The organism is Sphingomonas sp. DMC6 (assembly GCF_056314225.1).
The window spans coordinates 154590-179142 of record NZ_JBQUYT010000005.1 but is presented as its reverse complement, the minus strand read 5'-3'; the positions used below and the strand labels follow the sequence as shown (position 1 = coordinate 179142).

Below are 24553 nucleotides of genomic sequence, written 5' to 3'. Positions count from 1 at the left end.
AACATGGATTCGGGCGCCGATCCCCGCTATCCAGCGCCGGTGCCCGTACTTCACGCCCTCGCCAATCCTGCGCGCTTCCTGAAGATCGCCCGTCCGTTGACGCCAGTGCTGTTCTGGGCGGGACTGGCGCTGCTGCTGTTCGGCGCCTGGGGCGGCCTGACCCAGACCCCGGCCGATTATCTGCAGAAGGACAGCGTCCGCATCCTCTATATCCACGTGCCCACCGCCTGGCTGGGCATGGGCGGATGGAGCGCGCTGGCGGTGGCAAGCCTGGTCTATCTTGTCTGGCGGCACCCGCTGGCGCATGTCGCTGCACGGGCGCTGGCTCCGGCAGGGGCAACCTTTGCCGCACTGTGCCTGATCACCGGTTCGATCTGGGGGCGCCCGACCTGGGGCACCTGGTGGGAATGGGACGGGCGGCTGACCAGCATGTTGCTGTTGTTCTTCGTCTATATCGCCTGGATCGCGCTGGCCCGCGCCGATGCGGATCGGGGGGGCGATGGCCGCATCCCGGCGCTGTTCGGCGTCGCGGGCACGGTGCTGCTGCCGATCATCCGCTATTCGGTGGTGTGGTGGAACTCGCTGCATCAGGGCGAGAGCATCGGCCTCACCCGCACGACGATCGATGCGTCGATGCTCTGGCCGCTCTGGTTCACCCTGTCCGGCTTCACGCTGGTGTTCGCCAGCGTGGTGCTGATGCGGATGCGCGCATTGCTGGCCGCGCAGAAAGTCGAAGCCCGGCTGCGGAGGATGGCCGCCCAATGAATCACTGGTGGTTTGTAACCGCCGCCTATGCGGTGACGGCGATCGGCACCGGCGCGCTGGCGCTGGCGAGCTGGATCGCGATGCGGCGTGCCGAAGCCGCTGCCGATGCGCTGGGGCGCAAGCGATGAAGGCGAAGCATCAACGGCTGGTGCTGGGGCTGGCGGCGATCGGTGCGATCGTCGCGGCCGCGCTGCTCGCGCTGTCGGCGCTGAAGGATCAGGCGGCGTTCTTCTATGCCCCCGGCGACCTGACCGGAAAGCCGCTGCCGCTGGGCCGCGCGGTGCGGCTGGGCGGCATGGTCGAGAAGGGCTCGCTGCAGCGCGCCGCCGACGGGGTGAGCATCCGCTTCACCGTCAGCGACGGCAAGGCGACCGTGCCCGTCGCCTTTCGCGGCGTGACTCCGGACCTGTTCCGCGAAGGATCGGGCGTGGTGGCCGAAGGCAAGTTCAATCCTGACGGCAGCTTCGCCGCCGACAATCTGCTCGCCAAGCATGACGAGCGCTACATGCCGCCGCAAATGGCCGGCAAGATGCACAAGACAGAGACGCTGCAACAATGATCGCCGAAGCGGGACTGGCCGCGCTGTGGCTCGCCACGGCCTTTGCCGTGATACAGCTGATGCTGGCTGTGGGTGCCGCGCGTTCGCCGCAGGCGGCGGCCATGCTGTTCGGTCTGCGCCGCATTGCGCTGGTGCAGGGTGCGTTGGCCCTGACGGCGTTCCTGCTGCTCATCTGGCTGTTCGTGCGATCGGACATGTCGGTGCTGCTCGTCGCGCAGAACAGCAGCGTGCTGAAGCCGATGCTATACAAGGTCGCCGGCGCCTGGGGGAACCATGAAGGCTCGATGCTGCTCTGGGTGACGGTGCTCGCCGTCGCCGGCGCCGGCGTCGCGCTGTTCGAACGGCGGCTGGCACCCGGAACGCTGGCGGCGACATTGGGCGCGCAGGCGGCGATCGCACTGGGCTTCTACGCCTTCCTCGCCTTCGCCTCGAACCCGTTCCTGCGCCTCAATCCGGCACCGGCGGACGGGCAGGGGCTCAACCCGCTGTTGCAGGACCCCGGTCTCGCCTTCCACCCGCCGACGCTCTATCTCGGCTATGTCGGCCTGTCGGTGGCGTTCAGCTTCGCAGTCGGCGCGCTGGTGATGCGCGATGTCGGCCCGGCCTTTGCGCGGGCAATGCGGCCCTGGGTGCTGGCGGCATGGATATTCCTGACGATCGGCATCACCGCCGGCAGCTACTGGGCTTATTATGAGCTGGGCTGGGGCGGCTGGTGGTTCTGGGATCCGGTCGAGAATGCCTCGCTGATGCCCTGGCTGGCGGCGACGGCCTTGCTCCATTCGGTGACGGTGCTGGCGACCCGCGACGGCTTGCGCGCCTGGACGCTGGTGCTGGCGCTGGTCGCCTTCTCGATGTCGATGATCGGCACCTTTCTGGTCCGCTCGGGCATCCTGATCAGCGTCCATGCCTTTGCGGTCGATCCCACGCGCGGCACCTTCATCCTCGCACTGCTCGGCATCTATATCGGCGGCGCACTGGCGCTGTTCGGCGCGCGGGTGAGCACGGTCACGCAGGGCTCGACTTTCGAGATCGTCAGCCGCGAAGGTGCGCTGGTGCTCAACAACCTGCTGCTCAGCGTCATCCTTGGCGTAGTGTTCATCGGCACGCTCTATCCGCTGGTGGCGCAGGCCGCAGGCGTGCAGCTTTCGATCGGCGCCCCCTTCTTCGACAAGACGACCGCGCCGATCGCGCTGTTGCTGGTGGTGGCAACCGCGGTGGGTCCGCTCCTCAAGTGGCGGCGCGATTCGCTGCAGGCGCTGTTCAGCCGCATCACCGTGCCGGTGGGGGTGGCGAGCGTCACCTTCGCGCTGGTTTTCGCGCTTTCGGGCGGGGCAGCGCTGCTGCCGGTGCTCGCCCTTGGCCTGGCGGCCGGACTGGCCACTGCCAGCATCGCGCCTTTGTGGAAACGCAAGCTGCGCCGCACGCCGCTCCATATCTGGGGCATGGTGATCGCGCATCTGGGCGTGGCGGTCAGCCTGGCCGGCATGGCGAGCGATTCCGCCTTCAAGCAGGAACGACTGGCGGCAGTGATGCCGGGCGATAATCTGGAAGTCGGCCCGTTTCGCGTGACGCTGGACGAAGTGCGGCCGGCCGTTGGGTTGAACTGGTCGGCGATGGAAGCGAAGCTCAGCGTCCGTCGCGGCGATGGCGAGCCCTTCACGCTGTTCCCGCAGCGTCGCTTCTTCCCCAATCCCCGTACCGAGACGAGCGAAGTCGCGATCAGCACCATGGTGGACGGGCAGCTCTACACCGTGCTGGGCGCGCCTGACGGCAAGGGACGCTGGCAAATTCGCTTGTGGTGGAAGCCTTTTGTGACGCTGATCTGGCTGGGTGGCGCGTTGATTGCGCTGGGCGGTGCGCTGGCGCTGATCGGCCGCGTCCGCCGCGAAATACGTGATGCGCATGCGGAGCATTACGCATGAAGAAGCTGCTGATCTGGTTGCCGCTGGCGTTGTTTACGCTGGTGTTCGTGCTGGTCGCCAACGGGTTGCTGAAGCCCGCCGATCATTTCGTGCGCTCGGCGATGATTGGCCAGCCGGTGCCGGCTCTGAACCTGCCGCCGTTGGTTCCCGGCAAGCCCGGCATCGCAGCCGGCGATTTCGGCAAGGGCAAGCCGCGGTTGCTGAATGTCTTCGCGAGCTGGTGCATTCCCTGCGTCGCCGAAGCGCCGAACCTGATGAAGCTGCGTCAGGCGGGCGTGGAGATCGACGGCGTCGCCATCCGCGACACGCCCGAGGCGATGCAGGCGTTTCTCGCCCGCAATGGCGATCCTTATGCGCGGATCGGCGACGACAAGGCGAGCCGGGCGCAACTCGCCCTAGGTTCGTCGGGTGTGCCGGAGACGTTCGTGATCGATTCGCACGGTCGGATCGTCGACCAGCATATCGGCGACATTCGCGAAGATGATGTGCCGAAGCTGCTCGCCGCGCTGGAGAAGGCACAGTGAGGCGGCTTGCGCTGTTCCTGCCGCTGGCGCTGGCCGCGTCGAGCGCCTTTGCCGATTCCGGCCAGCCGCCCGAGCCGCTCGCCTATACCCAGCTCGCCGATCCGGCGAAGGAGGCCGAGGCAAAGGCACTGATGAACACGCTGCGCTGCCTTGTCTGCCAGGGCCAGTCGATCGCCGACAGTGATGCCGATCTGGCCGGTGACATGCGTGCGCTGGTCCGCCAGCGCATCCAGGCGGGCGAAAGCCCGGCACAGGTGCGGCGCTGGCTGATCCAGCGTTATGGCGATTACGTGACCTATGATCCGCTGCTCAGTTGGGTGACGGCGCCGCTGTGGATCGCGCCGCTGGTGCTGCTCGGCGTCGGGCTGCTGCTCGCGCGCCGGATTTTCGGGAGGCGCAAGGCATGACAGGCTGGCTGTTGTTCGCAGGCATTGCCGTGGCGGTGGCTGCGATACTGGCGCTGTTGCGCTTTCCGGCGCGGTTGTGGATGCTGCCGGCCACGGCGCTTATGCTGGGTGCAGCAGGCTATGCATGGCAGGGCAGCCCCGGTCTTGCCGGCCATCCCGCCGAGCGCCAGGCGGATACGGCGGCGGTCGATCCCGACATGGTCGCGCTGCGCGAGACGATCTTCGGCCGGTTCAACTTCGACTATAGCTATTTCATGGCGGCCGATGCGATGACGCGCGCGGGATCGCCGGAGCTGGCCGCGAACATCATGATCGGCGGCGTGCGCAAGGCGCCCCAGGATGCTGCCTTGTGGACCGGCCTGGGAACCGCGCTGACCGAACATGACGATATGAGCATGTCGCCTGCGGCGCGCTATGCCTTTGAACATGCGATCGCGCTGTGGCCGAACCATGTCGGCCCGCCCTTCTTCTACGGCATCGCGCTCGCCCGGTCGGGCGATCTGGCAGCGGCGCGCAGGCAATGGGGCAGGGCGTTGTCGCTGGCGCCGGAAAAGGCGAGCTATCGCGAGGCGATGCTGGTCCAGATGCTGCGGGTCGATCCCGGCCTGGTAGAGGTGCTGCGCCAGATGCGCGCGGCACAGGGGGCGAAGGCGAATTGATGCGCGCTCCCGCGCGATAGACCACCGGTCAACCTCACCCTTCCGGCGCTTCGTGCCTCCCGCCCTCTCCCATTGGGAGAGGGAAGGGACCGGCCGCCGATGGCGGTGGGAAGGGTGAGGTCGACCTGGCGGTTCGGGCTCAGCCCGCCCAGGCTTCGAAGGGCAGGTCGAGTGCTTCCGACACCGCCTGATGCCGGATCTTGCCGCCCGACACGTTGAGGCCGTTGGCAAGGTGACGGTCCGCCTTCATCGCTGCTTCGGCACCCAGATTGGCCAGCTTCAGCACGAACGGCAGCGTGGCGTTGTTGAGCGCGAAGGCCGAGGTGCGGGCGACTGCGCCCGGCATGTTGGCGACGCAGTAGTGGATCACGCCGTCGATCTCGAAGACGGGGTCGTCATGCGTGGTCGGACGGCTCGTTTCGAAGCAGCCGCCCTGGTCGATCGCGATGTCGACCAGCACCGATCCGCGCATCATCGTCTTCAGCATGTCGCGGGTGACGAGCTTCGGTGCTGCCGCGCCCGGCACCAGCACCGCGCCGATCACCACCTGCGAGGTGCGCACCGCCTCGGCGATCGCTGCCTTGCTGGCATAGGCGGTCTTGATCTGGCTGCCGAAATGCATGTCGAGTTCGGCAAGGCGTTCGTTGTTGATGTCATAGATGGTCACATCGGCGCGCTGGCCGGTCGCCATCTGCGCGGCGTTGATGCCGGAGACGCCGCCGCCCAGAATCGCGACCTTGCACGGCGCCACGCCCGGCACGCCGCCGAGCAGTTCGCCGCGGCCGCCCTGTTCCTTTTCCAGATAGTGCGAGGCGACCTGCACCGACATGCGGCCGGCCACTTCGGACATCGGCTTGAGGAGCGGGAGGGCGCCCGAGTTCGACGTCACCGTCTCATAGGCGATGCAGGTGGCGCCCGAGGCCATCAGCCCTTCGGCCTGCGGCTTGTCGGCGGCGAGGTGGAGATAGGTGAACAGCAGGTGGCGCGCCTCGAGCATCGCGATTTCGCTCGGCTGCGGCTCCTTCACCTTCACGATCATGTCCGATCCCGCGAACACGGCGGCGGCGGCGGGGGCGATCTTCGCACCGACGGCGGTGTAGGCGGCATCGTCGAAATCGATGCCCATGCCGGCCTTGGTTTCGACCAGCACTTCATGGCCGGCATGGACCAGCTCGGCGACCGATGCCGGGGTCAGGCCGACGCGATACTCGTGATTCTTGATTTCCTTGGGAACACCGACGCGCATGGAATTTCCTCCACCTAAGAAATGTGGCGGCATCGTATCGAAAACCGCGCCGGGAATCCCTGCAAAGTAAGCGCGCGCAGGTAGCTGACGCGCATGAAAGATGCGTATTTTGGAAAAATATGATAGGTTCATGCGCAATGGATCGAATCGACACAGCAATCCTCAAGTTGCTCGCTGCGGATGCGCGCGCTCCCGTCAGCCAGGTGGCGGGGGCAGTGGGCCTTTCCCAATCCGCCTGCACGCGGCGCATTCAGGCACTGGAAGCGAACGGGCTGATCCGCGGCTATGGGGCGCGGCTGGGGCATCGACGGCTGGGATTTCGCGTGACGGCGCTGGTCGACATCACCCTCGGCACGCAGGTGGAGGAAGACCTTGCCCAGTTTGAAGCCGCTGTGGGGCGTATCGACGGCGTCGTGGAATGCGCGCTGGTGTCGGGCGGACAGGATTACCGGCTGAAGATACTGTGCCGCGACCTCGACGATTATGAGCGACTCCACCGCGAACATCTGGGGCGACTCCCCGGAGTCGTGACGATCAACAGCAGTTTTGTTCTGCGCGAGGTGCCGACGCGCGGCGAGGCGGACGCCTTGTTTGGCGACAATCGCTGATTATGTGACTGTTTTGGAACAGTTGCGGGCGATGTGCGTACCCCCTTGATGCGATGATTGCTAGGCCATGTTGCGCGTGCTAACGGCCCGCTTCCCGATGAAGACGAGAACACAGGTCTGCATGGCCCGTCCCGTTCGCCTAGCCCAGCGTCAGTCCCGCCGGTGACCGCGCCTGCGACCGGAGACGCAGCAGCGCTCCTCCCCGATACCGCATCGCAAGGCGATCATGGCAATGGCCAGGACGCGACGTGGAAGCTTGCGCTAGGCGCGATCGGCATCGTCTTCGGCGATATCGGTACCAGTCCGCTCTATGCGTTCCGCGAGACGTTCGCGAACGAGCATCACGAGCTGCCGCTCGACACGCCGCATGTGCTGGGTGCGATCAGCCTGATGTTCTGGTCGATGATGGTCGTCGTCACGCTCAAATATGTGACCATCATCATGCGCGCTGATAATAAGGGCGAGGGCGGCAGCCTGGCGTTGCTGGCGCTGATTTCCGGGCGCGGCGGGCAGCGCCGCTGGACCCAGGGTATCGTGCTGCTCGGCGTATTCGCCACGGCGCTCTTCTATGGCGACTCGATGATCACCCCGGCGGTGTCGGTGCTGTCGGCGGTCGAAGGCCTGGCGATCGCCGCGCCGGGATTTCACCGGCTGGTGGTGCCGCTGGCGGTGGTGATCCTGGTCATGCTGTTCTCGATCCAGCGCACTGGTACCTCGCGCGTGGGGGCTTTTTTCGGCCCGATCATGGCGGTCTATTTCGTCACGATTGCCACGCTGGGCGTGATCAGCATGGTGCAGACGCCGGACATCCTGCAGGCGCTGCTGCCGCATCACGCGGTGCATTTCTTCACGCTCGATCCGCTGCGTGCCTTTCTCGCGCTCGGTTCGATCGTGCTGGCGGTGACGGGTGCCGAGGCCCTCTATGCCGATATGGGCCATTTCGGCCGCAAGCCGATCCGCATCTCTTGGCTGTGGTTCGTGCTGCCGGCGCTGATGATGAACTATATGGGGCAGGGCGCCCTGCTGATCCGCGACGCAGAGGCGCTGCGCAGCCCCTTCTACCTGCTGGCGCCCGAAGCGCTGCGGCTGCCCTTGGTGGGCATTGCCACCGCCGCCGCGATCATCGCCAGCCAGGCGGTGATCTCGGGCGCCTTTTCGGTCACGCAACAGGCGATCCAGCTCGGCTTCGTGCCGCGCCTGCGCATCGACCACACCAGCGCCTCGACCGCGGGGCAGATCTACATCCCGATCATCAACTGGGCGCTGATGGTGATGGTTATCCTGCTGGTGCTCTCGTTCCAGACCTCGTCGAACCTCACGGCGGCCTATGGCATTGCCGTAACCGGCGCGATGCTGATCGACAATTGCCTGCTGGGCGTCGTGCTGTTCAACCTGTGGCACTGGAAGAAGCGCTATGCGATCCCGCTGCTGCTGCTCTTCTTCACGGTCGACTTCGCCTATTTCACTGCGAACCTGACCAAGGTGCCGGACGGCGGCTGGTTCCCGCTGATGGTCGGCTTCCTGGTCTTCACGCTGCTGACCACCTGGGCCAAGGGCCGCAAGCTGATGATCGAGCGGCTGCGCGAAAGCGCCATGCCGGTGCAGATCTTCATCGATTCTGCCGCCAACGCCGCTACCCGCGTGCCCGGCACGGCGGTGTTCATGACCTCCACGCCCGACGGCGTTCCGCACGCGCTGCTCCACAACCTCAAGCACAACAAGGTGCTGCACGACCGCGTCATCCTGCTGACCGTCAAGATCAGCGACGTGCCTTATGTGCCGGAGGAAAAGCGGCTGATCGTCGAGGATCTGGGCAAGGGCTTCCACCGCATGATCCTCTATTATGGCTTCATGCAGGAAGCCGATGTGCCCGCGGCGCTGAAGCGGGTCGATGCCTGTGGCGGCGAGTTCAAGATGATGGAAACCAGCTTCTTCCTCGCCCGCCAGACGCTGTTGCCGTCGCGGCGGCCGGGCATGGCGATCTGGCGCGAAAAGCTGTTCGCCTGGATGTTGCGCAACGCCGAAAGCGCGATGGAGTTCTTCCGCCTGCCCACCAACCGCGTGGTCGAACTGGGCAGCCAGGTGGAGATTTGAGCGGTGGGGGCGCGCCCCTCATTGTCACGGCCTTGTTCGGCAAGGCCGATCAGGCCTGGTTCGATGCGCTACGCCGGGCGCATTTCCCGCCCGAGCGAAACCAGCTCGACGCGCATCTGACCCTTTTCCACCATTTACCGCCCTCGGTGGCGGACGAACTGAAGCATCGCCTTACGCAGGAAACGCGCGGTCTGCGGGCGCCACAGGCGCGGGTGACGGGCCTCATGTCGCTGGGGAAGGGCGTCGCCTACCGGATCGAGGCACCCGCACTGGATGCGATTCGCGATCGCTTGCTGGATGCCTTTGCGGGACTGCTGACACCGCAGGATGCAGGGCGCTGGCGCCCGCATGTCACCATCCAAAACAAGGTGACGCTGGTGCTCGCCAAGGCGCTGCTGGGGGCATTGAGCCGCGATTTTCGCCCGCGCGAGGTAGAAATCGCCGGGCTCGCGAGCTGGTGGTATCGCGGCGGCCCGTGGGAAGCACATTCCCGCCACATGTTCGCTTGACTGGCGCGCGGGGAGGCCCTAAGCGGCGCCCTCGCTTCCGGGGCGGAGTAGCTCAGTTGGTTAGAGCAGCGGAATCATAATCCGCGTGTCGGGGGTTCAAGTCCCTCCTCCGCTACCATTCCCAAGGCGCTGATTATAAACAAAAACCGCGCAGTTGGTTGTGGGATTCAGGCGGACGCCTGAGGCGTTTTTGGGAAGATTTTTGGCAAAATCAGCCGGACTCCAGCTTGAGGATCGCCGATTCAGCCAGGCGCTGACCCCTGCTCAGATAATGGGAATCAAGGGTTCCCCTCAGCGTGCGCAGCGAAAGGCGGGTGCCGTTTTGGGTCTCCGGCGGCGTGGTGCCGAGCAAGGCGCGGGCCGCGATTTCCACACCTGCGGGTGTTGTGAAGTTTAGGAAGTTTAGGCTCACGCGCGCATGTGCGCGAGACAGCAGATCGTTGGTCCGGCAGGTGCAAAGAGCGGCGCCTTGTGTGGGCAATTCGAACAAATAGGAAACAATTTGGGATGGGCAAGGGGAACGCGGGCTGTCGGGAAATGAGGGATGGGAGCGAACCGCATTCTGAATGGGCATCGTAAAAAAGCCCTCGGTTTCATGCATCACAGGTTGGATAGGCGTGCGGATAGAACGCACTTTGAGATCCAAGCGGAACGCATGGGCATCTTGCTGCCCCCGCGGAGCTGCGCAGGGGCAAGCCGGGGCGGCGGTTGCATAAGTCAGATCCCCCAGCTAGGAAATTGCGAGTGATAATGATTCGCAAATAAGGGGGCGCGGTGAACAGACTGGTGTTAGGTGGACTGGTGGGCGTTTCGATCGCTGCCGGAAGCGCTTCGGCGCAGCAAGGGCCCGACGGGCGCACCGCAGAGCCGGCGGTGGTCGCCGGGACGGATGCCCGAACCGCGCAGGACCAGCCGAACCCGCAGGAGATCGTCGTCACGGCAGACCGGCGCAGCACGTTCAGCGCCGACTATGTCCAGGCCGGCACGTTCCGTGATTCCCGCCTGCTCGACACGCCGCTGACGGTCGCCATCCTCACTCGCTCACTGCTTGATGCGCAGCAGGTGCAGTCGCTGGGCGGAGCGATGCGCAACACGCCGGGCGTGACCGAGGCGCAGATCAACACCAGCATCTACAGCAATCTCTCGATCCGCGGGATTCCGGTCAACAATTTCACCAATGTCCGCTGGAACGGCGTGCTCCCGGTCATCAACCTCATCGAGCAGCCGATCGAGAGCAAGGACCGTATCGAAGTGCTGAAGGGGGCGGCGGGTCTCTATTACGGCTTTGCTGCTCCGTCCGGGATCATCAACCTCGTCACCGAGCGTCCGACCGCGCAGCCGGTGACCCGCTTCGCCGTCCATGGCGATGCGAACGGATCGGTGGGTGCCGATGTCGATGTGGGCCGGCGTATCGGCGATGTCGGGTTCCGCGTGAATGCAGGCAGTTCGCTGCTGCGTACCGGCGTGTCGCGTACCGATGGCGAGCGGTTCTTCACCACCGGCGCGTTCGACTGGCAGGCGAGCGAGCGGCTGAAGGTGCTGCTCGACGCGGAATATATCTACAAGACCATTTCCGAGCCGGCAGTGATCAGCCTCACCGCGGTCAAGGGCGCCATCACACTGCCGCCGATACCGCCGGCCTCGCGCAATCTTGGCGACCGCTGGATGCAGGCGCGGGGGCGTGAAACCAACCTGCTCGCGCGCATCCACTATCAGCTTGCGTCCGACTGGCGGCTCGCGCTGGCCGTGGGGCAATCCTATCTCACCCGCGACCGCGCCTTCTCGTCGTTCGGCGCCTATGATCTCGCGACGGGGAACGGGCGGCTTACCGTCGCGCAGACCAGCGGCAATGATTATACCAGCCGGGTCTATCGGGGTGACCTGTCGGGCCGCATACGAACGGGGCCGGTGGTGCACGATATTCTGGTGGGCGTCGCCTACCAGACCCGCGACGGCGCCGTGCCGACCGCCGTCCGGCGCAGCTTTGCCCAGAATCTCTATGCGCCGGTATCGATCGCGCCGCAGCCTGGCGCGCCGCGCATCATTCCGAATCCAACGCAGACGACCGATCTGGGTGTCTATCTGTTCGACCGTGCCTCGCTCGGCGAGTGGCTGCAGGCGACGATCGGCTATCGCAAGACCGAATATATCGATGAAAGCCGGATCAGCCGGCTCCGGATCACGCCCGGCACTTTCTCTTACGGAGTGCTGGTCAAGCCGGTGCGCTGGGTCAGCGTCTATGGCAATTACATCGAGGGCCTGGAGCCTGGCCCGGTCGCGCAGCAGATCGCGAACAATGCCGGTGAGATATTGCCGGCGGCGGTCAGCAAGCAGAAGGAAGCAGGGGTGAAACTGGAGCCCCTGCGCGGGCTGGTGCTGACCGGCGGCTGGTTCCGCATCAGCCGTCCTTCCGCCTATCTCAACAGCGCCAATTTCTTCGTTCAGGATGGCCAGGCGGTATATGAAGGCGGCGAATTCGGTGCGGTGGGCGAACTGACGCCGCACCTTTCGCTTTCCGCCAGCGCGATGACGCTGGATGCCACCCAGCGCTCGGGTGCCGCCAGCGTGGTCGGCAAGCGGATCGAGAATGTCGCTCGCTTTTCCGGCTCCGTCTTCCTCGAATACCGCGTGCCGCAGCTTCCCGATCTGCGCCTTTCGGCGGGCATGTTCCATGTCGGCCCCCGCGCGGTCGATGCGCTCAACCAGGCGTTCGTGCCCGGCTATGATACCTTCGATCTGGGGGCGAGCTATGGCTTCGCACTGCTCGGCAAACGCGCGACGGTGCGCGCCTATGGGCAGAATGTCACTGGCAAGCGATATTGGGCGGCCACGGGCTCCGACCTGCTCGCACCGGGCCTGCCCGCGACCGTGCGACTATCGCTCGACATCGCGCTGTGAGGCGGCGGCGGGGGCGGCGCCTAGGCGATGCCCAGCGCCTGCCGCTCAGCGTCGGTGAAGACCCTACCGCGCGTGAGAAAGCGTTTCTCGCGGCCATTGTCGAGGCTGAACATGCCCCCGCGTCCTTCGACCACGTCGAGGATCAACTGGGTGTGCGCCCAGGCCTGCCCCTGCGCCTTGCCGATATAGACCGGCACGCCGTCGACTTCGCCGAGCAGCGTGTCGCTGTCGCCGGTGATGAACTCGCCGGCCGGGTAGCACATGGGCGAGGAGCCGTCGCAACAGCCGCCCGACTGGTGAAAGAGGATCGCGCCGTGATCGGCTCTGATCTCGCGGATCAGGGCAATCGCCGCCGGCGTGGCGATCACGCGTGCGACGCTGCTCGTCCCGTCCTGCATGGCCCTTGCTCCTGCCGTGCCGAAACCGCGCAGGCGCCCGGCCCGCAAACGGACCGGGCACCCGCAGGCCGGGATCAGAAGAAGCCCAGCTTCTTCGGGCTGTAGCTGACGAGCATGTTCTTCGTCTGCTGGTAATGATCGAGCATCATCTTGTGCGTCTCGCGGCCGATGCCCGACTGCTTGTACCCGCCGAACGCGGCATGTGCCGGATAGGCGTGGTAGCAATTGGTCCATACCCGGCCCGCCTGGATGGCGCGGCCGAAGCGGTAGCAGGTGTTCGCCTCGCGGCTCCACACGCCGGCGCCCAAACCGTAGAGCGTGTCGTTGGCGATGTGCAGCGCCTCGTCCGCGTCCTTGAAGGTGGTGACGGATACGACCGGACCGAAGATTTCTTCCTGGAATATCCGCATCTTGTTGTGTCCGCGGAACACGGTCGGCTGGACATAATAGCCGCCCGCTAGTTCGCCGCCGAGGTCGGCCGCCTGGCCGCCGATCAGCAGTTCGGCACCTTCCTGCTTGCCGATGTCGATATAGGACAGGATCTTCTCGCGCTGTTCCGACGAGGCTTGCGCCCCGATCATCGTCGCGGGATCGAGCGGGCTGCCCTGCACGATCGCAGCGACGCGCTGCAGCGCCTTTTCCATGAAGCGGTCGTAGATCTTTTCGTGGATCAGCGCGCGGCTGGGGCAGGTGCAGACTTCGCCCTGGTTGAGCGCGAACATCACGAAGCCCTCGATCGCCTTGTCGAGGAAGTCGTCATCCTCGCGCGCCACGTCCTCGAAGAAGATGTTGGGCGATTTGCCGCCCAGTTCCAGCGTCACCGGGATCAGGTTCTGGCTGGCATATTGCATGATCAGCCGGCCGGTGCTCGTCTCGCCGGTAAAGGCGATCTTGGCGATGCGCGAACTGGACGCGAGCGGCTTGCCGGCCTCCAGACCGAAGCCGTTGACGATGTTGAGCACGCCGGGCGGAAGCAGGTCGCCGACGATGTCGATCCATACCATGATCGAGGCGGGCGTCTGCTCGGCCGGCTTCAGCACGATGCAGTTACCCGCGGCAAGCGCCGGCGCCATCTTCCACGCAGCCATCAGCAGCGGGAAATTCCACGGGATGATCTGGCCGACCACGCCCAGCGGCTCGTGGAAATGATAGGCTACCATATCATGATCGATCTCGCCGATCGAGCCTTCCTGCGCGCGGATAACGCCCGCGAAATAGCGGAAATGCTCGATCGCCAGCGGCACGTCGGCGGCCATGGTCTCGCGGATCGGCTTGCCGTTGTCCCATGTCTCGGCAATCGCCAGCCGCTCCAGATTTTCCTCCATCCGGTCGGCGATGCGGTTGAGAATTAGCGCGCGTTCGGCGACCGAGGTGCGGCCCCAGGCGTCCTTCGCCTTGTGCGCGGCGTCCAGCGCGGCCTCGACATCCTCCGCCTGTGAGCGGGCGATCTCGCCCACTACCTTGCCGGTGACGGGGCTGACATTCTCGAAATAGCGGCCGGCAACCGGGGCAACCCAGCGGCCGCCGATGAAATTGTCATAGCGCGCGGCGAAGGGCGCCTTGAGCCCGGTGACAAGCCGATCCTGAACGATGGCGTCCATGTGCCTCTTGATCCTCTTCCTAGCGGTGAAGGCGCCGTGGTCCGGCGTCTCTGCTGGGAGGATAAGTCCGATAATCGGTTCGGCGAAAGCCGTGGGGCGGCGATTGATCGGGGCACCTGTCTCAATCGCGAGACAGGTCGACAGCGGATTATGCTAGTGCTTGATCCCTGCCCGCGCCAGCCGCCGGTACAGCGTCGCGCGGCCCACGCCCAGCAGCCGCGCCGCCGCGCTGGCATTGCCACCGGCCCGGGCAAGTGCCTGGCGAAGGACGGTGCGGTCGCCGTCATCGAAGCCGGGAATGCTGTCCTGCCCCAGCAACTGGCCGACCGAGCGCGGCACGGCGCGTGGATCGTCGATGCCGAGACGGATTCGTGCGGCACGGGTAGCGCCGACCACCATGTCGTCCTTGTCCGCCGCGAGCAGCGCCGTGCCGCCGGAAGCATCGTCGGAAAGGAAGAGGATGCGGTGGCCGTCGAAATGGCTGCAGAAATAGTCGCGCTCGATCCGGCGCGCCGCGTCGCGGACGATCGCCGCGATCATTTCCGCCATGGCCGGACCGTGATCGTCGCGGCAGCTCGACACGTCGAGCGCCGCCACCAGCCGGCCGTGCGGATCGTGCACTGGCGCATCCATGCAGCTGATGCCGATATTGCGGGTGGCGAAATGCTGGTCGCGATGGATAACTACCGCGCGATCTTCGGCAAGGCAGGTGCCGATGCCGTTGGTGCCTTCGTGCGCTTCGTCCCAGCGCCCGCCTTCGACCAGCCCGGCATGGGCGAACCCGGCGGCGTCGCTTTCCTCCACGCGCCGGGCGAGGATCACGCCGTCGCGGTCGCTCAGCAGGACGCCACATCCGGATCGGCCGACATAGCGGAACGTCTGGTCGATCACCGGCGCCGCGATCGCCAGCAGCGCATCGTGCGCGGCGCGCCGTTCAGCGAGTGCGGTCTCGTCTAGTCGGACGCGGCCGGGATGGCGTTCGGGATCCAGACCATGGCGGAGCGCCGACCGGCACCAAGACGCGGCGATCGCCGACTGCGCAGGCAGGGCGGCGGAATGAATCGCGTCGAACACGCGATCGGCGTGTTGAGGCCCGTCGGACATCGCTTCTCCTGGCGCGATCTTCTGCCCCGTACTCGTGCTTGTCAAATCCGGGAATTTGCCAGGCGGTTACATGTCCGGCTCGCCGCGCCGCCGCTATAGGGCGAGCGCGATGGTCTGCTGGAGATGTGCCACCATTGCGGTAACGCGGGCAGGGGGATCGGGCGCGTGAACGGCGAAAACACCTGTCTCTTCCGATCCTGCATAGTTTGGCAGCACGCGCTGTAGCGCTCCTTCGGCCAATGCCTGCGCGACGTCCCAGAGCGATCGCAGCGCAATGCCGCAGCCACCGATGGCCAGCTCGCGTACCACTTCGCTTGAATTGGTCCGGACGAAGCTGATGCCCGTTTGCAGGACCGGCCCTTCCGGGCCCTGAAGACGCCAGGGAAGCTGGCTGTCGGTTGCCAGCAGCCGGTGCCGCGCAAGATCGCCGAGCGACCGGGGTTCGCCTGCGGCCTCCAGATATGCCGGGGCGGCACAAAGTACGCGCTGGCTGGTGCCGAGCCGATGTCCGATAAGCCCGGTGCCGACCCGTCCGCTGATCCGGATTGCCAGATCGTGCCGGCCACCCAACAGATCGATCAATTCGTCCGAGAGATCGATCGACAGTTCGACATCGGGATGGGCGGCTAGAAATGCCGGCAGCGTGGGAACGACATGCATTCGGCCGAACGAGGTGGGGGCGGTGATGCGCAATATTCCCCGCACCGCGCTGTGACGACCTGCGATTCGTCCCTCGGCTGCAGCCAGCGCCGCGCGGAGCGGAGCCAGCGTATCGAGCAGCTCCTTGCCCGCCGCGGTCAGTGCCAGTCTGCGGGTGGTTCGCTGTAGCAGCCGCGCGCCCAACCGCTCTTCCAGCCGCGCCAGGCGCTTCGATAGCGCTGGCGGCGACAATCCCCGTGCCCGCGCCGCGGCCGAAATGGATTCAGCAGCGAGGATGTCGAGGAACAGATCATAATCCGGATCGAACATTCGTAACTCGTGGGAATAGATGCTATAAATTATTTCCTTCTACCGCTGAAAATCCGGTCGCGCTACAAGCGTGCTCGGGCAGAGACGAGAGAGGAAGGACAATGGGCGAGATGGTGGAGCGGGCCGGACTTCGGGTTGCGCCGATTCTGGCGGACTTTGTCGAAACCCATGTGCTGCCCGGCACCGGTATCGCTGCCGACGCTTTCTGGCGTGGCGCTGCGGGCATTTTCGAACAGTTCTCCCCCCGTAACCGGGCGCTGCTGGCGACGCGCGACGCGCTTCAGACCACCATCGATGACTGGCACCGGGAGCGAGCCGGTCAACCCCATGATCCGGTCGCCTATGCCGCCTTGCTCCGCGAGATCGGCTATCTGGTGCCGGAGCCTGCGCCGTTCCGGGTCGATCCCCGAAAGGTCGATCCCGAACTGGCGTCGGTTGCCGGGCCGCAGCTGGTCGTGCCGGTGCTGAATGCGCGTTTCCTGCTCAACGCCGCCAATGCGCGCTGGGGCAGCCTGTATGATGCGCTCTATGGTACCGATGCGATTCCGGGCGCGGCAGCGGCGCTGGGCTATGATCCTGCGCGGGGGGCTCAGGTGATCGCCTGGGCCAAGGCGTTCCTTGATCGGGCGGTGCCGCTTGCGACGGGAAGCTGGGCCGATTGGGAGGGAACGGCGCCGACGCTCGCCGACCCGGCGCAACTCGTCGGGCGGGCAGGGGACTCGCTGCTCTTCGTGCGCAACGGCCTGCACATCGAAGTCGTGATCGATCGCACGCACGCGATCGGCAAGAGCGATCCGGCCGGCATCGCCGACATCGTTCTCGAAGCGGCGCTCTCGACAATTTGCGACTTCGAGGATTCGGTCGCGGCGGTTGATGCCGAGGACAAGGTGCTGGCCTATGCCAACTGGCTGGGGCTGATGCGCGGCGATCTGGAAGAGACGTTCGAGAAGGGCGGAAAAACCCTGACCCGGCGCCTGGCACCGGACCGTCACTACGTCGCCCCCGATGGCAGTGCCTTTACCCTGCCGGGGCGGTCGATGCTGCTCATCCGAAATGTCGGCCATCTGATGACCACGCCGGCCGTGCGCCTGCCCGATGGTAGCGATGCACCGGAGGGTATTCTCGACGGGATCGTCTCCTCGGCAATCGCCCTCCACGATCTGAAAGGGACCGGGCCGCTACGCAACAGCCGCGCCGGATCGGTCTATATCGTCAAGCCGAAGATGCATGGGCCGGAGGAAGCCGCCTTCGCCAACGATCTGTTCGATGCGGTGGAGGATATGCTCGGGCTCGCCCGCCATACGCTCAAGATCGGGGTGATGGACGAGGAGCGCCGCACCAGCGCCAATCTGGCGGCGTGCATCCATGCGGTGAAGGATCGTATCGTCTTCATCAACACCGGCTTCCTCGATCGCACCGGTGACGAGATCCACACGTCGATGCAGGCCGGTGCGATGCTGCGGAAAGGCGACATGAAGGCGAGCGCCTGGATCAGCGCCTATGAGGATCGCAACGTCCAGATCGGGCTGGCATGCGGGCTGGCCGGCAAGGCGCAGATCGGCAAGGGCATGTGGGCGATGCCTGACCGCATGGCCGACATGCTGGCGCATAAGATCGTTCATCCGCAGTCGGGCGCGACCACGGCCTGGGTGCCTTCGCCGACGGCCGCGACACTGCACGCCACCCATTATCACCAGATCGACGTCGCGGCCCGTCAGGCGGCGCGTGCCCGTGAGCCGGTCGCGCCGCTCGATGCACTGCTGACCATCCCGCTCGCTCAGGGGCAGAACTGGTCGGCGGAGGAGATCCGCGACGAGATCGACAACAATGCCCAGGGCATTTTGGGTTATGTCGTGCGCTGGGTGGATCAGGGCGTCGGATGCTCGAAGGTGCCCGACATCCACGATGTCGGCCTGATGGAGGATCGGGCGACGCTGCGCATTTCCAGCCAGCATCTCGCCAACTGGCTGCTCCACGGGGTGATCACGCCGGCGCAGGTCGACGAGGCGCTGCTGCGCATGGCGGCGAAGGTCGATGCGCAAAACGCCGGCGATCCGCTTTACCGGCCGATGGCGAGCGATCCGGCGGGGAGCCTGGCATTCCAGGCGGCGCGGGCGCTGGTGTTCGAGGGCGTCGACCAGCCCAGCGGGTATACCGAGCCGCTGCTTCATGCCTTTCGGGCGAAGGTGAAGGGAGTGCCGGCCACCCTCTAGGCGACCATGGTCAATCGAGCGCGACCGACAGCCTCAGGCTTCTGCCGGGGGCGGGCGTGCCGACCGCGTCCCAGCTATGCGTGTCGCCCAGATTGCGTACCGTAACCCGCAGCTTCGCATGGTTGGCGAGCCGATAGCCGACTCCCAGATCGGCCTCGACATGGCCTGCGGTAATGCGTGGCCCGGTCGGAATGGCGCTGTCATTGACATCGCTGTTACCGCGCAGTGCGACATCGGCTTGCCAGCCATGCTGTTGCCAGCCGAGCCGCAGGTTGCCGCTCCAGTCCGGGCGCCCGCGCAGCGGTGTTTCGCTATCGAGCGACAGATGCGTGATCGCACCGCCCAGCGACCAGCCTTTTCCCAGCGCCAGCGCCAGCGCGGCCTCCGCGCCCTGCGCGCCGACCCGTGCGCGGTTTACGATGCGGAACGATGCGGGATCGAAGTCGATCAGATCGTGAAAGCGGTTATCGAACAGCGTCAGGCTGACCCGACCGCCCGGTAGCGGAACTTCGATGCCGGCGTCGATACTGCGGCTCGTCTCGGGCACCAGCGCGGTATTGCCGACCAGCGGATGGCCCAGCGCGTAGAGGCTTGGCCGCTTGTACCCGCTGGCGATGTGCGCGAACAGGCTTGCTCCCGAGGGCGCGGTTTCCCATCGCACGCTACCCCGGCCGGTCCAGTTACCGTTGCCGCGCTCCAGTTTGTCGTACCGAACCGCGCCTCCCAGTGTGAGGCGGGGCGTGGCGTGCAGCACCGCTTCGGCGAAGCCGCTATGTGTCACGCGGGTAAGCGCGAATTTCACCGGCAGGGGAAAGCCGAAATTGAGCGTACCGGTGCTGCGGCCGTTTTCGCGCAGCACCGCGCCGCCCGCCGACAGCGTGAGGGGCCCAAGCTCGCCGGTGACCGCGCCGGTGCCTTCAAAGCGAACGAAGCGGTCGTGCGCCGTTGTCGCAGGAATGCCGGCCAGCACGCCCGGCGCGATTGCCGGTGCGGCACTGTCAGCATGGGCGACCGACCAGGATGCAGTCAGGCTCGGCCGGATCTTGGCTGCCGGATCCCGCGAAAGCGACAGGGCTGCTAGCGACAGATCGCTGCTGCGGTTCTCGCGCGCGCGGTTCACCGCCAGCAGCGGGCCGCCGCTATCTTCAGGGAAACGCGTGCCGCGCATGGTGCCGTAGAGCCCTATCGCCGCGAGCTTGTAACCGCCCAGTGACTGACGGGCACTGCCGAAGAGTTGGTCGCGGCGCAGCGTGCCGGCGGCATCCCCGTCGCCGCTGTCGTAATAGGCACCCGAGGCCAGGATTCCGCCCTCGCGCCAGCCGCTCGACACGCTGGCAGAGGCGCCGCCGCCATACCGGCTGTCGAGCCATCCCCGCGCACCGACGCGAATATCCTGGTTCGCCGGGGAGCGGGTGACGATCTGGACGACGCCTGAAAGCGCATCCGATCCATGAATGGCCGATTCTGCCACGCGGGACACTTCGACTCGTTCGACGATCAGCGGGTCGAGCAGCGTGAAATCGAAGGCACCGCCGGCACTGTTGGTGGGGTCGTTCAGCCGCACGCCATCGATCATAACGGCAGTGAAATTGGGTTCGCCGCCCCGTATCGTAAGAAAGGTACCGCCTGCGGGCCCCCCAGTCGAAAATGCGTGCACGCCGGGCACATCGTCGAGCGTTTCGACCAGCGACGCACTTTGGCGGCGCGCGATTGTATCAGAGCCTATGGTCGCAATGCCCGCGCTATCCCCGGCGCGGGAGGCCGTGACAAAGACATCCTCTTCCCTGTCCGAAGCGACTTGCTGCGCGCGAGCGGCAGGTGCGGCAAGAAGAACTGCGAGCGCCGCCAGGCAGTTGCTTGTTTTCAACGCCGATGCTCAGCGCATTTGCCGGGCAAGCGCCGCGAACCCGATTTCCGCCTCCGGTGCAGGCGACGCTTCGGTAAGCTCGCTGGCTTTTGGCGGTGCGTTGTCGAGGAACCGGTAGAGCAGGGCGCGCTGCCCGCGGGTCAGGTCTCGCGTTACCGGCATGTACCGAAAGTGCTCGAAATAACCGGGATCGGTGAGCTTCTTGATGATCGGCGCATAGGCTCGCACCTGCGCCTCGTCGCCCAGGCGCAGCCAGTTGTCCATGCACGGCGCTATCGCCTCCCAATAGGATAGGACATGGGCATAGACATTGTCCCAGCTGGGTTCGAGCTTCGCAAGGGCGTCATCGCCGGGAAGGACGCGCAGATACATATAGGTGTACACCTGCGGGTTGAATGCGTCCGCCGAGATCGGCACGGTCGGATTGTCGCCCGGCTCGAAGACAAAGGCGCTGACGGTCGGTGCCGTACTGTCGAGCGAGAAGCTGACCATCCCGTTCGCATCGGTTACGGCTGTAACAGGCGTGGTGCTGTTCGATCCGACCTCAATCAGGCTGACGCGAATGCCTGCGCCCGCCAGCTTGCCATATGCATAGACCTGCGCCTGCGCCAATGCCGGCTCGCCCTGGTTGACATAGAGATTGGGTGCGAGCGGGATTGCCCGGAGGGGCGCTTCGGCCAGAAGCGGTGTGGGCGTGTCGTCAATTTCTACCGAAAGAGTCAGTGCGTTCAGGTCGAGCGCGACCTGCGACACGGGGAGAGGCACATCGACGATGCCCGAGGTTGCGAGATAGGCGGCCTGGTCATAGCGGTCGGGCGTCAGTGTCGCGATCGGCACATCGCCCGCCGAGATCAGGAGATTGCCGACATTGGCCTTGTCCGGCGTCACCGTGTTCCACGGAACTGCGTTTGACAGGTCAAGCGCGATCCTGTCGCGATCCACGCGCGCCCAGGCGGTGCCGAACGGAACCTTGCCCAGCCCGTCGCCGATCGCCACCTTCTTGTTCGTGGTGACCAGTGCCCGATCGCCGGGCTCGTGCATCGGGTCCGTGTCCCGCCAGATGCCGGCCGTGCCCACCAGCAGGCTGCGCGCCGGATTGGGCTGGAACCCGCCGGCGGCGAATTTCTCCATCAGCGCCTTGGCCTGTGCTTCGACCTCCTTCGCCACTTCTTCTTTGGAGCCGGTGGCGAGCTTCAGGTCGTCATAATAGATCGTTCGATAGGTGCAGAAGCGAGTCATCAGCCCTTTGACGCCCGGTGCCTCCATACTGGCGCGCAGCGCCTGCAGGGCGGGGGAATCGAAGGCATCGATGGTCAGCGTGTCCGGATCCCAAGCGTAACAGGCCTGCCACAAGACGGAGGCGACGCCTGCGATGAACGCATTCGCGCGATTGGCACTGAAGTTGATGTAGCGGTCGCTCGACCGGCACACCGGGCTGCCGAGGATGCGGCAGCCCCCATCGATGCCGAGATGGATCGAATCGAAGAACAGTTGCGACGTATAGGGGCCATATGGCTCCGCATCGACGAGCATGCCGGCGAAATTGGCCGGCGCGCTTACGAACGGATCGGTCGTGTCCAACCCCGCACCGATGTCGACGCCCGACACGGCGCAATTGTAGAAAAACGATCGATAGGTACCCGCCGGGTTCCAGTTCTGCGTGGGAATCTGTTCGATGGCCGTCTGGCGATATTGCGCGACCTGGTTCGGGCGCAGCGCCTGCCCGTCGAGCTGCGGGTCGGCGTTCACCTCGTCATAATCGGCTTTCCAGGTGTCGTAGGTGTTGTTGTTGGTCGTAACGGGATCCCAGCTGATTTCGCCCGAGAAATAGATCCGGGGGAATTCGAGGATGCTCATGCTACCGCTCCCATATCGGCAACTTCGGTGGTGACGACCGGCTCGAACAGAAACGCCGGGCCCGCGACCAAGCCGTTGCTGAGCGGCGTGTTGAGCGCCTGCATCGCCGCCATGCGGAGATCGAACATTGCGCGTACCGCTACGCCGAGTTGGCCCTGCACTCCGCCAAAGGCCGCCTGCAGCGCGTACACCATCGCCGTGAAGGCGGCATTGCACTTCGCTTGCGCGATCTGGACCGCTTCGGATTCCCGACTGAAATCATAGCGCTCAGGATCGGTGATCGCGGGATAGGCAGCCTTCCAGTCGACGCCGAGCGGCCCGCCCCACATATAGCCGGAGCCGTTCCCGTCAGGCGAAACGTCCTTCTGGAGGACACGGTTCTTGTGGATTTCCCAGAAGCGATAATAATGGGCCAGCTCGTTCTGGAAATCGAGCGGGCTGCCTTGCGTTTCCGGGGACCTGGGCGTCCCTTCGCCTTCCGATACGATCTGGTCGATCGCGTTGCAGGCATCTTCACAGTTGTTGACCGCAAACACCTGCCCCTGGAAGAACTGTGCGTCGGTCACCTGATTGCGGTCCCGCGTCCATGCCGAGGCGGGCAGCGCCTGCAGCGCCAGCTTCAGCCGCTCGTAATAGACCCCGATTGTCACTTCCTCTTCCTCGCCGTTGCCTTTCGCGAGCAACATGCGCGGTTCGATCGGCTCAAGCGGAGTCTCGATCGCCATGCCCTGTTCCATGGCCTGCGGCGAAAAGGGGTAGAGGTGCACGACCAGGCTGCCGCCGACCGCATGGGGCAGGGTGCCCGGATAGGAGGGCGGCTGGATCTGCACCGTCCCGCCGATCGCGTTCAGGATATTGCAGGCCAGGCACATGTGGATCATCTCCTGCATGATCACCGACTGCAGGCGGGATTTGGCTGCAGCATTGGTGTCGGGCAGGATGGTGAGCGAGGCGTAGAGATATGGCGGCAAGGTCGAGAATTCGATATCGACTGCGCCCTGTACCAGCGCCTGTACGTCGGCTAGGCCGCGCGGTTCGCACCAGGAAAGCTTGATCACCCCGGGTATCTCCCCTTTGGATATCGCATGACGCCTGCAGGCGCTCCGCCCCGACATGCAATCGAGACTCCGCCTGACTTCAGGGTGCTATGGTCGCTGCGGCGTATTTTTCGTCAACTGCAATATAAACCATATTGGCTTCATCTATTGGGGTGTTTTGGATCCTCAAGTGTTATGTTTCGTGTCGACATATTCTCATAGTCCATGAAATATTTATCTTGAGAAGTATGTGAAGGCTGTGTGTGAATTCGATGAAATTAGATCGAATTTACGGGTTTGAGGGGCTTGTTGCGATAATTTCGCTATCGTTGCGGGAGGGGAAGCCGATGACCAAGGGGCTGCTATTCTCGATGATCGCGGGCTCTGTCATGGTTATGGCGGCGCCGGCTGCTGCGCAGGTCTACCAGACCTATGGCGCCCACAACCCCGCCGAGGCGAGCCCGTGCCAGGTCGAGAATTGCGTCTACAAGCGCAAAAAGGGTGAGCCGGCCGATCCGCTATGGCCTGTATACTGGCAATCGGACTGGACGATGTACCGCGTTTACGGGGACGATGCCGGCAAATATCCGCCGCCCTATCAGGGGAAGCCGCCGGCAGGCGCGACCTACCAGACTTCCTATGGCAAGACGTTTTACGACTCCACCTGGCGCGGCAAGTCCGGGGAAGGGGCGATGGAAGAGCGGTACGACGAATATTGCCTGCCGATCTTCCCGCTGGACAACCATTATTCCTGCAAATTCATATCCCTGGGCGATGTGGCTTATTTCGTTGCGGGGGAGGGGCGGCCCGCGTGGATGCCGCGCATTTGCCTGTTCTCGGGCCTCAATCATCCGCCGCGCCGCGACTTCGTATCGCACCTTCCCTACAGCAAGGAAGACAGTGCGCGCATCGGTGCGGGCGGCCAAGGTTACTCCTTCTGGGTGAGCGCGGCGAACGGATATGTGATGCAGGTAGGTGCAAGTCCGGACCTGACCGACAAGGGCGGCATTCTGTTCGGCTACGGTTTTCAGGCCAATGCTGCAGGTGAGGTGCTGCCGCAGTCCTTCTATTTTTCCGGCTACCCCCTGGCGCCCGCCAATGCGCCCTATGTCAGCCAGAACTATACCAATTTTGCCGCGACCCAGCCCAGCCCGGAAATCTGGTCTGAAGTCGCCGGTATCGACCCCGACACGCTGCCCGCCTGTCAGCTCTTCCAGCCGCCGGAAGGCGCTGGCAACGGACTCAAGGCCAGCGCCGCACCGGAAAAGCGCGCGCCCACCTGGGGCGACATCGGCCGCTGGAAACGATAGCGCCTA

The 24553-nt window shown here is 65.1% G+C and carries 22 protein-coding genes and 1 tRNA gene; 14 read left to right on the top strand and 9 right to left on the bottom strand.

Features of this window, described 5'->3' with window-relative positions; all coding sequences use genetic code 11:
* The first annotated feature begins 39 nt into the window (after window positions 1-39).
* From ccmC to ACT53M_RS13705, 7 genes are read left to right on the top strand one after another with little or no spacing between them, the layout of a single operon-like run.
* On the top strand, window positions 40-765 hold the full coding sequence (gene ccmC, locus ACT53M_RS13735; protein ID WP_476234030.1) for a heme ABC transporter permease CcmC: 726 nt from the start codon (window positions 40-42) through the stop codon (window positions 763-765).
* Window positions 762-893: a hypothetical protein gene (locus ACT53M_RS13730; RefSeq protein ID WP_476234028.1), complete on the top strand. Its 132-nt coding sequence runs from the start codon at window positions 762-764 to the stop codon at window positions 891-893. Before ccmC ends, ACT53M_RS13730 begins: the two co-directional genes overlap by 4 nt.
* Window positions 890-1324 (top strand): cytochrome c maturation protein CcmE, encoded by a 435-nt coding sequence (gene ccmE, locus ACT53M_RS13725; RefSeq protein WP_476234026.1) that lies wholly within the window; start codon window positions 890-892, stop codon window positions 1322-1324. The genes ACT53M_RS13730 and ccmE overlap by 4 nt, the downstream gene beginning before the upstream one ends.
* Window positions 1321-3246, top strand: coding sequence for a heme lyase CcmF/NrfE family subunit (locus ACT53M_RS13720; protein ID WP_476234025.1), 1926 nt, complete (start codon window positions 1321-1323; stop codon window positions 3244-3246). Before ccmE ends, ACT53M_RS13720 begins: the two co-directional genes overlap by 4 nt.
* A complete protein-coding gene (locus tag ACT53M_RS13715; protein WP_476234024.1) occupies window positions 3243-3770 on the top strand; it encodes a DsbE family thiol:disulfide interchange protein in 528 nt (175 codons plus the stop codon). Before ACT53M_RS13720 ends, ACT53M_RS13715 begins: the two co-directional genes overlap by 4 nt.
* Window positions 3767-4177, top strand: coding sequence for a cytochrome c-type biogenesis protein (locus ACT53M_RS13710; protein ID WP_476234023.1), 411 nt, complete (start codon window positions 3767-3769; stop codon window positions 4175-4177). The genes ACT53M_RS13715 and ACT53M_RS13710 overlap by 4 nt, the downstream gene beginning before the upstream one ends.
* Window positions 4174-4836, top strand: coding sequence for a tetratricopeptide repeat protein (locus tag ACT53M_RS13705; RefSeq protein ID WP_476234022.1), 663 nt, complete (start codon window positions 4174-4176; stop codon window positions 4834-4836). Before ACT53M_RS13710 ends, ACT53M_RS13705 begins: the two co-directional genes overlap by 4 nt.
* 139 nt (window positions 4837-4975) lie before the next feature.
* Here the strand turns inward: ACT53M_RS13705 and ald are convergent, their stop codons facing one another.
* Window positions 4976-6082 (bottom strand): alanine dehydrogenase, encoded by a 1107-nt coding sequence (gene ald, locus ACT53M_RS13700; protein WP_476234020.1) that lies wholly within the window; start codon window positions 6080-6082, stop codon window positions 4976-4978.
* Between the two features lie 137 nt (window positions 6083-6219).
* Between ald and ACT53M_RS13695 the strand changes: the two genes are divergently transcribed.
* From ACT53M_RS13695 to ACT53M_RS13680, 4 genes are all read left to right on the top strand, one after another.
* On the top strand, window positions 6220-6690 hold the full coding sequence (locus ACT53M_RS13695) for an Lrp/AsnC family transcriptional regulator (RefSeq protein WP_476228316.1): 471 nt from the start codon (window positions 6220-6222) through the stop codon (window positions 6688-6690).
* Between the two features lie 162 nt (window positions 6691-6852).
* Window positions 6853-8784, top strand: coding sequence for a potassium transporter Kup (locus ACT53M_RS13690; RefSeq protein WP_476234019.1), 1932 nt, complete (start codon window positions 6853-6855; stop codon window positions 8782-8784).
* A complete protein-coding gene (locus ACT53M_RS13685) occupies window positions 8781-9293 on the top strand; it encodes a 2'-5' RNA ligase family protein (protein ID WP_476234018.1) in 513 nt (170 codons plus the stop codon). The genes ACT53M_RS13690 and ACT53M_RS13685 overlap by 4 nt, the downstream gene beginning before the upstream one ends.
* Before the next feature lie 41 nt (window positions 9294-9334).
* Window positions 9335-9411: transfer RNA gene (locus ACT53M_RS13680), tRNA-Met, on the top strand.
* A 93-nt stretch (window positions 9412-9504) separates the two neighbouring features.
* Here the strand turns inward: ACT53M_RS13680 and ACT53M_RS13675 are convergent.
* Window positions 9505-9894 (bottom strand): hypothetical protein, encoded by a 390-nt coding sequence (locus ACT53M_RS13675; RefSeq protein WP_476234016.1) that lies wholly within the window; start codon window positions 9892-9894, stop codon window positions 9505-9507.
* 173 nt (window positions 9895-10067) lie between these two features.
* Here ACT53M_RS13675 and ACT53M_RS13670 point away from each other — a divergent pair, with 173 nt between their 5' ends.
* The gene (locus ACT53M_RS13670; protein WP_476234014.1) at window positions 10068-12191 is read left to right on the top strand and encodes a TonB-dependent siderophore receptor; all 2124 of its coding nucleotides are present in this window, start codon (window positions 10068-10070) and stop codon (window positions 12189-12191) included.
* A gap of 20 nt (window positions 12192-12211) precedes the next feature.
* Here the strand turns inward: ACT53M_RS13670 and ACT53M_RS13665 are convergent, their stop codons facing one another.
* The 4 genes from ACT53M_RS13665 to ACT53M_RS13650 form a co-directional block, all read right to left on the bottom strand.
* Window positions 12212-12589, bottom strand: a complete 378-nt coding sequence (locus tag ACT53M_RS13665; protein ID WP_476234012.1) for a DUF779 domain-containing protein — start codon at window positions 12587-12589, stop codon at window positions 12212-12214.
* Window positions 12590-12663: 74 nt separating this feature from the next.
* Window positions 12664-14190 (bottom strand): aldehyde dehydrogenase, encoded by a 1527-nt coding sequence (adh, locus tag ACT53M_RS13660; protein WP_476234010.1) that lies wholly within the window; start codon window positions 14188-14190, stop codon window positions 12664-12666.
* 153 nt (window positions 14191-14343) lie between these two features.
* Window positions 14344-15294 carry a GAF domain-containing protein gene (locus tag ACT53M_RS13655; protein WP_476234009.1) on the bottom strand — a complete coding sequence of 317 codons (951 nt, stop codon included), beginning with the start codon at window positions 15292-15294 and terminating at the stop codon, window positions 14344-14346.
* A 93-nt stretch (window positions 15295-15387) separates the two neighbouring features.
* Entirely contained in the window at window positions 15388-16263 is an 876-nt protein-coding gene (locus ACT53M_RS13650; protein ID WP_476234008.1) for a LysR family transcriptional regulator, read from the bottom strand.
* Between the two features lie 101 nt (window positions 16264-16364).
* Here ACT53M_RS13650 and ACT53M_RS13645 point away from each other — a divergent pair, with 101 nt between their 5' ends.
* The gene (locus ACT53M_RS13645; protein WP_476234007.1) at window positions 16365-18476 is read left to right on the top strand and encodes a malate synthase G; all 2112 of its coding nucleotides are present in this window, start codon (window positions 16365-16367) and stop codon (window positions 18474-18476) included.
* A 10-nt stretch (window positions 18477-18486) separates the two neighbouring features.
* Here the strand turns inward: ACT53M_RS13645 and ACT53M_RS13640 are convergent, their stop codons facing one another.
* From ACT53M_RS13640 to ACT53M_RS13630, 3 genes are read right to left on the bottom strand one after another with little or no spacing between them, the layout of a single operon-like run.
* Window positions 18487-20343 (bottom strand): TonB-dependent receptor plug domain-containing protein, encoded by a 1857-nt coding sequence (locus ACT53M_RS13640; RefSeq protein ID WP_476234006.1) that lies wholly within the window; start codon window positions 20341-20343, stop codon window positions 18487-18489.
* A gap of 9 nt (window positions 20344-20352) precedes the next feature.
* Complete coding sequence (locus ACT53M_RS13635) at window positions 20353-22200, bottom strand: hypothetical protein (protein ID WP_476234005.1); 1848 nt, start codon at window positions 22198-22200, stop codon at window positions 20353-20355.
* Window positions 22197-23258 (bottom strand): ferritin-like domain-containing protein, encoded by a 1062-nt coding sequence (locus ACT53M_RS13630; RefSeq protein WP_476234004.1) that lies wholly within the window; start codon window positions 23256-23258, stop codon window positions 22197-22199. The genes ACT53M_RS13635 and ACT53M_RS13630 overlap by 4 nt, the downstream gene beginning before the upstream one ends.
* A 326-nt stretch (window positions 23259-23584) precedes the next feature.
* Between ACT53M_RS13630 and ACT53M_RS13625 the strand changes: the two genes are divergently transcribed.
* Entirely contained in the window at window positions 23585-24547 is a 963-nt protein-coding gene (locus tag ACT53M_RS13625; RefSeq protein WP_476234002.1) for a hypothetical protein, read from the top strand.
* Window positions 24548-24553: the final 6 nt, after the last annotated feature.